The sequence below is a fragment of the Kouleothrix sp. genome (assembly GCF_046328425.1).
Lineage (GTDB): Bacteria > Chloroflexota > Chloroflexia > Chloroflexales > Roseiflexaceae > Kouleothrix.
The window spans coordinates 38,201-48,376 of sequence record NZ_JAXLWP010000044.1; the positions used below are offsets into that span (position 1 = coordinate 38,201).

Below are 10,176 nucleotides of genomic sequence, written 5' to 3' on the forward strand. Positions count from 1 at the left end.
CCTTGCCGGGGTGTAGGGCTGGTGTATGCCAAACGTGCGCTGCGTATTGTAGCACGGAATAGCGCGCAGGTATGCTACAATGCCACTCGCCCCGCCGATCGCCGACGGTAGATTGTAGATGACCATGGAAACCCAACAGCCGATCCGCGTTGCGATGCTGGCCCGCGTGGTGTTCCCGCTGCACGGCTTCGGCGGGATCGAGCGCCACGTCTTTCACCTGGTGACGCACCTGGCCCGCCAAGGCGCCCGCGTGACGCTGTATGTCCAGCAGCACGCCGGCATCCAGCTCGAGGCAGGCCAGCAGCAGGCCGCCGCAAGCCTCGGCGCGCTGCTTGAGCGTATCGAGTTTCTGCGCTACGACTACACCTCGCCGCGCCTGCGCCCTAACTCGATCCTCGGCCGCCAGATCAACTACCCCTGGTATACCTGGCAGCTCGGCCAGCGCGTGGCCACGGCCGCGCGCGCCGGCCACTACGATGTCGTGCACGCCCAGGGCCTGTGCGCCTTCGGCTATGGCTGGCTGCGCCGCCGCGACCCACGGCTGCGCGCCCTGCCGTTTATCGCCAACCCCCACGGCCTCGAAGAGTACCGCACGCCCGATTGGCGCAAGTGGCTGGCCTACGCGCCCTTCCGCGCGCTCTACTCGTATGGCACCCGTAGCGCCGACCGCGCGATTGCTACCGATGCCTGTACCCAGGGCGACTTGCCGCGCTACCTCAAGGTCGAGCCGGCGCGCGTGGTGGTTATTCCCAGCGCGATCGACGTCGCCGAGTGCATGGCCTGGGTCAGCGCTGCCCACCGCGCCGCGCTGCGCCAGCGCCTGCGGCTCGGCGAAGCCAGCCTGGTGCTGCTGAGCGTCAGCCGGCTCGAGCGCAACAAGGGCTACCATGTGCTGGCGGCGGCGCTGGCGCAGCTGCGCGACCGGCTGCCGCCGCGCTGGCGCTGGCTGCTGGTGGGCCAGGGCAAGGAGCGCGCGGCGCTCGAGGCCCAGGTGCGCGACCTTGGCCTGGCCGAGCACGTGACCTTTGTCGGCACCCTGAGCGACTCCGAGCTGCACAGCCTGTACGAAGATATCGACCTGTTTGTACACCCTACCCTGTACGAGGGCTCGTCGCTCGTGACGCTCGAGGCAATGATTCACCGCAAGCCGGTGGTCGCCTCGGCCGCTGGCGGCATCCCCGACAAAGTCTTCGATGGTACGAACGGCTTCCTGGTGCGCCCAGGCAGCGTGGGCGACCTGGCCGCGCGGCTGGCGCAGGCGCTCGAGGCGCGCCAGCACTGGCCTGCCTGGGGCGCCGCGAGCGAGCAGATCGTGCGCAGCACCTTCGACTGGCCGGTGGTTGCCCGCCAGACCCTGGCCGAATATGCGCGGATGATCGCCGCCGCCCCGCGCGCCGCCTGAACCCGCCTTTTTGCGCCTCGATATGGTATAATGTGCCAAATCGGGTGAGAGCTAGAAGGGGCACCCCGTGAGCGCAGCCGAAGCACTGGCCCAGATCGCCGCCGAAGTGAATGTCTGCACGCAGTGTAAGCTGCATCGCGGCACGATCAAGGCCGTGCCGGGCGAGGGCCCGGCCACTGCGAAGATCATGTTCATCGGCGAGGCGCCTGGCTTCAACGAAGATCGCCAGGGCCGCCCGTTCGTCGGCGCGGCCGGCCAGTTCCTCTCCGAGCTGCTGGCGCTGGCCGGGCTACGGCGGCAGGATGTGTTCATCACCAATGTGGTGAAACACCGCCCGCCCAACAATCGCGACCCCGAGCCCGACGAGATCGCCGCCTGCGGGCTGTTCCTCGAGCGCCAGATAGCCGCGATCGACCCGCGCGTGATCGTGACGCTCGGGCGCTTCTCGATGGCCAAGTGGTTCCCGAACGAGCGCATCTCGCGCATCCACGGCCAGCCGCGCTGGGTCGGCGGGCGGCTGATTGTGCCGATGATGCATCCGGCTGCGGCGCTGCACCAGCCGCAGAACCGGCCGCTGATCGAGGCCGATTTCCAGCGCCTGCCCGAGATCCTGGCACAGGCCGAGCGCGAGCTGGCGAAGCGCGCCCCCGCACCGCCGCCCGAGCCCGATGAGCCGGAGCTGACGCAGCTCTCGATGTTTTGACACCCACGCGGGTTATGAAGATGTGGGAGTCGGCAAATTGCAAACAGCCAGCACCTTGCCGGCCCGTGACTGCTCTATGAAATCATATCGGCTCTCAGCCCCTGGCCGCCGTAGTGCCCTGGTGCTGCTCGTCGGCGCGCTGGCGATCTGGGCGGTCGCGCTGTGGGTCTTCCGCGAGACGCTCGGCATCAGCTATGCCCCGGCCGCGTTCTGGGCTACGCTGCGCCAGCAGATCGAGGCTGGCCTGTCGATCAGCCAGATTGTGCCGGCGCTGCTCATGCTGGTGCTGATCGTTGCGACGCCGCTGGTGATCTGGAATATTCTCGAAGAGTGGGCCGCCACCTACACCCCGGCCGACGATGGCCTGCGCTTCGCGGCGCTGGGCGTGGCGCTGGTATACCCTTGGGACGCAATCAGCGGCATCCGCCGCACCGACGCCGACGCCGACGAGCCAGTCGATGAGCTGCTGCTGCGCTCCGACTATACCAGCCAGATCCGTAACCCACTGCTGCGCTTCCTGCACGCTCAGGCGTATGGCCGCCTGAAACTGCCGATCTACGCCGGCCTCGAGGATCGCGCCGAGCTGCTCGACGAGATCCGCCGCCGCACAGGCCTGGCTGAGCCTAGCGAGATACATACTGGATAGTCTCTGTGCTGTTTCGTCTCTCTCACGGTCACACGGTCTGCCTGAGTGCGGCAGACCTGAGGATATTGGAAAATCGGAATTGGAGCGGTCGCGCTAGCGATCACGATACATACTAGCTGAACTGGCCGGGCGGCCGCACGCTGCCCCAGGCTGGTTGGCTTTGCGTATCGTGGGCGCTGGGCGGCCTTTGAGAAAGGAGCGAAGTACGGGCCTTCCGTGATTCCGGCCGGCAACCGACTTCACAAGAACTTATGGCGAAAAATAGAGTGCGAGTCATACCTCTCGGCGGCGCCGGCGAGGTGGGCCGCAACATGTGGGTTCTCGAGTACGGCGACGAGATCCTGCTGCTCGACTGCGGCGTGATGTTCCCCGAGGCCGAAATGCTCGGCGTCGACCTCGTGCTGCCCGACATCACCTACCTGCGCGAGCAGAAAGACAAGATCAAGGCTATCCTGCTTACGCACGGCCACGAGGACCACATTGGCGCGCTGCCACACCTGATTGCCGACTTGGGTTTCCCGCCTATCTACGGCACCCCGCTGACAATCGGTATGGTCACGGGCAAGTTCAAAGAGCATCGCCTGCTCGACCGCGCCACGCTGGTGCGCTTTCAGGCGGGCGAAAAGCTTACCATCGGCACCTTTACCATCGAGCCATTCCACGTGGCTCACTCGATCCCCGATACCGTCGGCTTCGGCATCACTACGCCCGCCGGCCTGGTCGTCTACCTCACCGATTGGAAGTTCGACCATACGCCCGTCGATGGCCAGCCAACCGACACGACGTTTATCGCCGATCTGGGCCGACGCAGCCCGCTGGCGCTGATCACCGACTGCGTGCGCGTCGAGTCGAAGGGCTATACTCCCAGCGAGCAGACCGTCGGCGAGGCGTTCGATAACATCTTCGCCACCGCGCCCGGCCGAATCATCGTGGCGACGTTCGCCTCGAATATCTCGCGCGTGCAGCAGGCGATCGACTCGGCCGAGGCGTATGGCCGCAAGGTCGCGCTGGTCGGCCGCAGCATGGAGAACAACAGCAAGATCGCGCTCGAGCTGGGCTACCTGCGCGTCGAAGAGGGCACGCTCATCCGCCCGCACGAGGCCGGCAACTACCCCGACGACCAGGTGGCGATCGTCTGCACCGGCAGCCAGGGCGAGCCGATGGCCGCGCTGGCGCGCATGGCCAACCGCGATCACCAGCACGTCAAGATCAAGCCCGGCGATACGGTCGTGGTCTCGGCCACGCCGATCCCCGGCAACGAGATCTCGGTCGGCCGGGTGATCAACAACCTGTTCCGCCTTGGCGCCGACGTGATCTACGGCGTGCAGGGCGTGCATGTCTCCGGCCACGCGTACCAGGAAGAGCTGAAGATGGTGCTGGCCATGCTCAAGCCCGAGTTCGTGGTGCCATTCCACGGCGATTACCGCCACATGGTGCTGTACCGCAAGATGGCGCTGGGCATGGGCGGCCTGTTCCAGCCCGAAAATGTGATCCTGGCCGAAAATGGCTCGATCCTCGAGTTCAGCCGCAACTTCGGTAAGATCACCGGCAAGGCCCAGGTTGGCTATGTCTATGTCGATGGCACGACCGTCGGCGATGTTGGCAATGTGGTGGTGCGCGACCGCCAGCTGCTCGCGCGCGACGGCATCCTGATGGTGGTGGTGAGCATCGACCGCACCACCGGCGAGCTGGTGGCCGGGCCCGACGTGGTGTCGCGCGGCTTTGTGTATATGCGCCAGTCCGACGACCTGATCGAGGCGACCAAGGGCGCGGTGCGCGACGCGCTGAGCGGCCATACCGGCGACGGCACTACCGAGACCGATAGTATGTTCATTCACCGCAAGATCAAAGACGCGGTCAGCGAGTTCCTCTATAGCCAGACGCGCCGCCGGCCGATGGTGATCCCGGTGGTGATGGAAGTCTAGCCGCCAACCCTCCGCCGGACACAGAACGAGACGGCCTTCTGGGCCGTCTCGTTCTGTGTTCGGCGGGCTCTCGCTACGAGGCCGATATGCCCGGCTCGCGCTGCATGCGCGGCGGTGGCTCGGCCGCCTCGAGCCGCAACCGCTCGAACAGCTTGTCGCGCAGCGCGTGCAGGCGCTCCTGGTAGCTTGCCGCGTGGATCGACTCAGTCCACATAATCAGCGCGTCCTCGCCATTGTCGGTGTAGTAGCGCGGGCGCGTACCGGCCGGCTTGAAGCCGTACTTCAAGTACAGCTGCTGAGCCACGACATTGGTAACGCGCACCTCGAGCGTCAGCATATCGGCGTCGAGCGCCACTGCCTGGTCGATCAGGCCGTTCAGCGCAAGCTCGCCAATGCCCCGCCCGCGGTACTCCGGCGCAACGGCGATGGTGGTTATATGGCCCTCATCGACGCTCAGCCACAGCCCGCCATAGCCAACGATCGGGTACGGGCTGGCCGGCGGCTGCGCCGCACCACCAAAGAGCGCCGGTAGAATATTGGCCAGCAGGCCGCGGCGGGCGCTGTGGTTCGGGCTGCGCGGCGGCGGCGGCGTGGGCGATGCGCGGGCGACAATATAGCGGCTGTTGGCGGGGTGGCGCAGCTCGTGGCGGTAGGTGTTGGCCGACCAGGTGGTGGTGAAACTGCGGTGCTCGATCCGCTGCACCTGCTCGATATCCTGCTCGACCATCGGCTCGATGAAGTAGTACATCGGCGCCTCGTGGGTATGCGTGCCGTGCGCAGCCTAGCGCGCGGCATTCTCAAGCGCTTTGGCGCTGGCCACCTGAATGAACTCGCCGTACTTGCCATCTTTGCCGAACCCGCCGCCGCTCTTGAAATCGCCGGTAACTTCTACCAGCCCCCACACATAGCCGGGCGGCGAGCCTGGCCCCAGGTGCAGCTTGCCCGATTCGTCAGGCGGGAAGCCTTCCATCCAGAACACCTTGCCGATTGGCTGCGGGCTGCTGCCATCCTTCTCGGTCGAGATCCCCTCGGCCAACACAAAGATGACGCCATTCCAGAAATAGTAGCCCTGCGTAGTGACGCGCTGGCCGTTGTACTTCGCCGGGTCGCCGGCTAGGTCGAGCAGGCCAACCTTGCCGTCGCCAAGCGGCTTGTTCTCGATACGCGTCTCGGTGCGCTGCACGCGCTCGATCGACTCGGCCGAGGCTACCTGCAGGCGATACTTATACTTGCCGTCGGGCCCGTAGCTGCCGCCCGCGTCGAACTGGCCGGTCAGCCGCACCAGGCCGTACGTAGCATCGCCGGGCTGATGCAGCTGGCCCAGCACCGCGTCAGGAAAGCCATCGACCCAGATCGTATCGCCGTTGGGCCGCGCGTTCAGGCCATTGTCGAGCGTGCTGATCACCGGGGCGAGCACCGACAGATCCGGCGAATCGCCGCCTTTCAGGTAAAAGCCGTTTACAGTGATCTGCTTGCCGCTATACTGCGGCGCGTCGCCGATCAACTTTTGTATTGATAGAGCGCTGTCCTGGCCGCAGGCAGCGAGCGCAAAAGCGGCCACCAGGCCGGCGATTGCCACGAACCTGCGCGTGTTCCAAACCATCATTCCAGCGTACCTCAGTCGTTTCGCATAATCGCGGCAGCATTATAGAAGCGGCGGCACGACTTGTCAACGCTCGGGCAGTTTGGCCGCGAGGCGGGCGCCACGATGCGCTAATAGGGTGTAATCCACATGTCATTTGTGAAGCCCGTGATTGGTTGACCATGGCGGGTGCCGCTGCTTATAATTTACTCAACTTGAGGAGGATCTCGCTATGACTGCGTTATTTGTCGCTCTTGGGATTATGGTTCTGGCCTTGCTGGTGCTTCTGCTCTGGTTCGTGCCGCATATGCTGCAGAAGCAGGCCACCGACGTAGCTGGCGAAACAACCAAGCTGCGCGAGATGCTGCTCGACCTACTGAACGAGCAAGAGGCCGTGACCATGCGCCAGACTCAGCTTGGCTCCTCGATGGCGCAGCTACAAGATCGGCTGAGCGAGATCGTGCAGGGTGCCGGGGCGCGCAGCCCCGCGCCGCAGCCACTGCCCGAGCAAACCGTGCAGCAGCTCGAAAGCCGGCTGGGCGCGATCCAGGCGCAGATCAAAGAGTGGGCCGAGGGCCGGCAGCAGGGCGCGCGCGTCAAGGCCGCGCAAGATAACGAGGCCTGGGCGCACCTGATGGGCCTGCTGGCTGCCATTCAAGATCGCGTCGGCACGCTCTCGAAGGACCGCGCACAGGTGATGGCCGGGCTTCAGGCCGGCGCGCTGCTCGAAGAGCTCGAGCAAGAAATGCAGAACCTGCGCAGCATCTCGGAAGAGATCGCCATGCTGCAGTGGCGCCTGCGCCGCTCGCTGAACGAGCGCGAGTCGAATATCTCGGTGCTGCGCACGCGCGTCAGCAGCGGCGACTGATCGCCGCGATCTTTGGCCGAGCGCTGGCTTATGCATACTCGTAGGACAGAAGTCCTGAATTGGCATATCGACCATAACCAACATCCGAGCACCGGCGGTTCTTATGGTATAGTAGAATTGTGGCGCACCACAATCGTCCGACCATAGAAACTGCCGCCAACACATACAGGCACTCTTATGAGTATCATGGTCGTCGATCAACAAGTTGTGCACTACGAAGTTTTTGGCTATGGGCGGCCAGTGTTGTTCCTGCATGGCTGGCTGGGCAGCTGGCGCTACTGGTTCCCTACCATCGAGCGAGTGGCCGAGCATTTCCGCACCTACTCGTTTGATTTCTGGGGCTTCGGCGACACACGGCTGGGCCAATCCACCCCCGAGAGCATCCAAAGCTACTCCGACCAGGTGATCCGCTTTCTCGACGAGCTTGGCATCGACCGTGTGGTGCTGGTGGGCCACTCGATGGGCGGCATGGTTGCGCTGAAAACCGCGATCAACAACCCTAAGCGCGTGAGCCGGGTGGTGGCCGTCGGCGCGCCGATCGTCGGCGACTCGCTCTCGTGGCTGCTCAAGCTCACCGACCGGCCGGTGCTCGCCGATGCGTTCGCGCGCATGCCCTGGTTTCGGCGCTACATGTTCCGGCTGTTCCTGGGCGAAACCAACGACCCGGCCGTGAACGAGATCCTCGACGATAGCGTGAAATCAAGCTCCACCACGCTGCGGCGCGCAGTCGGCTCGATGTGGCGCACCGACCTGCGGCCCGAGCTGCCGCGCCTAAACGTGCCGGCGCTGATCGTGCACGGCGGGCGCGACGAGATCGTTCACCCCAACCAGGCCGATCTGTTCGACCACATCCCCAGCGCCGAGGTGGTGGTGATGCCCGAAAGCCGCCACTTTCCGTTTCTCGACGAAGCCGAGCTGTTCAACGAGACGTTGCTGCGCTTTCTGCGGCAGGACGCGCCCCGGAGCATGCCGCGGCGCGCACGCAGCCGCCAGATCGCGCCGGTGAGCGGCTAAGCGCAACACCTTATTCGGCTGAGCACTTGCTGTATGGTGAGGGTTCGGGGGCGGCAATGCCGCCCCCGAATTTCTTTTTGGTATGCGCCGTGCAGCGCATACCAAAGAAATGATCAAACCGAGTTGCTATGAGCAACAGCCTTCTACAACCCCTTGACGCGCCACGCTGCGATCATTATAATATCCCTACCCCCGTGGGAGGGGGTAGAAAGAGCATCGCATGGAAAACAAACAGCAGCTGCGTAACCGGCTACGCTCGATCGAGGGCCACGTGCGCGGCATCGAGCGCATGATCGACGAGGACGCCTACTGTGTCGATATTATCAAGCAGGCGCTTGCGGTACAGCGGGCGCTCGAAACGTTCAACAAGATCGTGCTGGAAGGCCACCTGGAAGGCTGCGTCACCACCGCGATCCGCAGCGAAGACTCGGGCGAGCGCGAGCGTGTGATCAGCGAGCTTCTTCAGCTCTTCGAGACGCACAGCAAGCTCTAGTAGTCCGTCAAAGCTGACTTGAATAATCGCCGTTTGACTGGTATCCTGGCTGCAACTCACACGCTCAATCACGTTCAGGAGGCCAGTCATGCCGAAGAAAACCTTTCAAGTACAGTTGTCGCTCGCTGAACGCGCTCGCTTGCAGACACTTGTGAACAGTGGCAGTTCGCGCGCACATACTCATATCCATGCGCGGATCTTGCTCAAAGCCGATCAAGGCCCGGATGGCCCTGGCTGGACTGATGCGATGATCTGCTCAGCGTTGGATGTCGGCATGTCGACTGTTGCCCGCGTGCGCCAGACTGCGGTGCAACACGGCTTGGAGGCTGCTTTGCAGCGCAAGCTGCCCAAACGTGTCTACACCCGCGCCTTGGATGGCGCTGCTGAAGCCCATTTGGTGGCCTTGGCCTGTAGCACTCCGCCCGAGGGTGCCGGACGCTGGACGTTGCGCCTGTTGGCTGAACGCATGGTCGAATTGGAGTATGTCGAAGCCGTCTCGCATGAAACCGTCCGTCAGACACTCAAAAAAACGAACTCAAACCGTGGCGGATAGATGAATGGTGCATTCCACCAGAGGCCAATGCTGAATTTGTGGCGCATATGGAAGACGTGCTGGAGGTCTATACTTGGCCCGACCGCGACGATATTCGGATCATCTGTATGGATGAAGTCAGCACGCAGTTGCTCAGCGATACGCGTGAAGCCATTCCAGCACAAGCGAGTCACCCCAAGCGCCAAGATCACGAATACGAGCGCAATGGCACGGCCAACATTTTCATCGGCTTCGAGCCATTGCGCGGACAGCGTTTTACGAATGTCACCGAGCAGCGCACGCGTGTGGATTGGGCGCAGTGGGTAAAGGAATTGGTCGACGTGCGCTATCCGGAGGTGGACTTGATCGTGTTGGTGATGGACAATCTGAATATCCACAGCATTAGCTCACTCTATGAAGCGTTCGCACCTGCAGAAGCCAAGCGCTTAGCGATGAAGCTGGAGATTCACTACACACCCAAGCATGGCAGTTGGCTGAACATGGCCGAGATTGAAGCGAGTGTGCTGCGCCGCCAGTGTCTCGATGATCGGCGTATCCCGGATCGAAAGGTGCTGGCCCGCGAGCTACGCGCATGGGAACGCCGGCGCAACCGCCACAAGGCAACGGTTGAGTGGCGCTTCACAGTGGAGGATGCTCGCATCAAGCTCAAACGGCTCTATCCTTCGATTCAGGATTGACGGACTACTAGCGACGATGTTCGAATACGGCCCGGAGATCCGACGGTTGATCTACACGACCAATACGATCGAGGGGTACAACCGGCAACTGCGCAAGGTGACGAAGACGAAAGGCTCGTTCCCGAGCGGGGAGGCGGCGCGCAAGCTGCTGTTCTTGGTCACACGCGAGATCACGCGGAAATGGACGATGCCGCCACAGGATTGGGCGCGCATCCGCAACCAGCTCGCGATACGCTTTGCGGGGCGCTTCCCAGCGGAGTAAAACCGAGAGAGTGCCATTTACACAGTCGATTTGACAAACTCCAAAGCTACC

The 10,176-nt window shown here is 63.5% G+C and carries 10 protein-coding genes and 1 pseudogene; 9 read left to right on the forward strand and 2 right to left on the reverse strand.

Features of this window, described 5'->3' with window-relative positions; genetic code table 11:
• Positions 1 to 124: 124 nt before the first annotated feature.
• The 4 genes from U0177_RS27615 (at position 125) to U0177_RS27630 (ending at position 4,676) form a co-directional block, all read left to right on the forward strand.
• Positions 125 to 1,402 carry a glycosyltransferase family 4 protein gene (locus tag U0177_RS27615; RefSeq protein WP_409573910.1) on the forward strand — a complete coding sequence of 426 codons (1,278 nt, stop codon included), beginning with the start codon at positions 125 to 127 and terminating at the stop codon, positions 1,400 to 1,402.
• A gap of 67 nt (positions 1,403 to 1,469) precedes the next feature.
• Entirely contained in the window at positions 1,470 to 2,105 is a 636-nt protein-coding gene (locus U0177_RS27620; RefSeq protein WP_409573911.1) for a uracil-DNA glycosylase family protein, read from the forward strand.
• A 76-nt stretch (positions 2,106 to 2,181) separates the two neighbouring features.
• Complete coding sequence (locus U0177_RS27625; RefSeq protein WP_409573912.1) at positions 2,182 to 2,751, forward strand: hypothetical protein; 570 nt, start codon at positions 2,182 to 2,184, stop codon at positions 2,749 to 2,751.
• 251 nt (positions 2,752 to 3,002) lie between these two features.
• A complete protein-coding gene (locus U0177_RS27630) occupies positions 3,003 to 4,676 on the forward strand; it encodes a ribonuclease J (protein ID WP_409573913.1) in 1,674 nt (557 codons plus the stop codon).
• A 73-nt stretch (positions 4,677 to 4,749) separates the two neighbouring features.
• Here U0177_RS27630 and rimI read toward each other — a convergent pair whose 3' ends face one another.
• Both rimI and U0177_RS27640 read right to left on the reverse strand, forming a co-directional pair.
• A complete protein-coding gene (gene rimI / locus U0177_RS27635; protein ID WP_409573914.1) occupies positions 4,750 to 5,424 on the reverse strand; it encodes a ribosomal protein S18-alanine N-acetyltransferase in 675 nt (224 codons plus the stop codon).
• A gap of 33 nt (positions 5,425 to 5,457) precedes the next feature.
• Positions 5,458 to 6,282 (reverse strand): hypothetical protein, encoded by an 825-nt coding sequence (locus U0177_RS27640; RefSeq protein ID WP_409573915.1) that lies wholly within the window; start codon positions 6,280 to 6,282, stop codon positions 5,458 to 5,460.
• A gap of 208 nt (positions 6,283 to 6,490) precedes the next feature.
• Between U0177_RS27640 and U0177_RS27645 the strand changes: the two genes are divergently transcribed.
• From U0177_RS27645 to U0177_RS27665, 5 genes and pseudogenes are all read left to right on the forward strand, one after another.
• Positions 6,491 to 7,126, forward strand: a complete 636-nt coding sequence (locus U0177_RS27645) for a hypothetical protein (RefSeq protein ID WP_409573916.1) — start codon at positions 6,491 to 6,493, stop codon at positions 7,124 to 7,126.
• A gap of 177 nt (positions 7,127 to 7,303) precedes the next feature.
• Entirely contained in the window at positions 7,304 to 8,140 is an 837-nt protein-coding gene (locus U0177_RS27650) for an alpha/beta fold hydrolase (RefSeq protein WP_409573917.1), read from the forward strand.
• Positions 8,141 to 8,360: 220 nt separating this feature from the next.
• On the forward strand, positions 8,361 to 8,633 hold the full coding sequence (locus U0177_RS27655; RefSeq protein ID WP_409573918.1) for a metal-sensitive transcriptional regulator: 273 nt from the start codon (positions 8,361 to 8,363) through the stop codon (positions 8,631 to 8,633).
• Positions 8,634 to 8,721: 88 nt separating this feature from the next.
• A protein-coding gene (locus U0177_RS27660; protein ID WP_409573919.1) for an IS630 family transposase occupies positions 8,722 to 9,863 on the forward strand; the annotation gives its coding sequence in 2 pieces (ribosomal slippage) (positions 8,722 to 9,157 and positions 9,157 to 9,863; 1,143 coding nt in all).
• A gap of 7 nt (positions 9,864 to 9,870) precedes the next feature.
• Positions 9,871 to 10,125, forward strand: a pseudogene (locus tag U0177_RS27665) (transposase); the annotation flags it as partial.
• Positions 10,126 to 10,176: the final 51 nt, after the last annotated feature.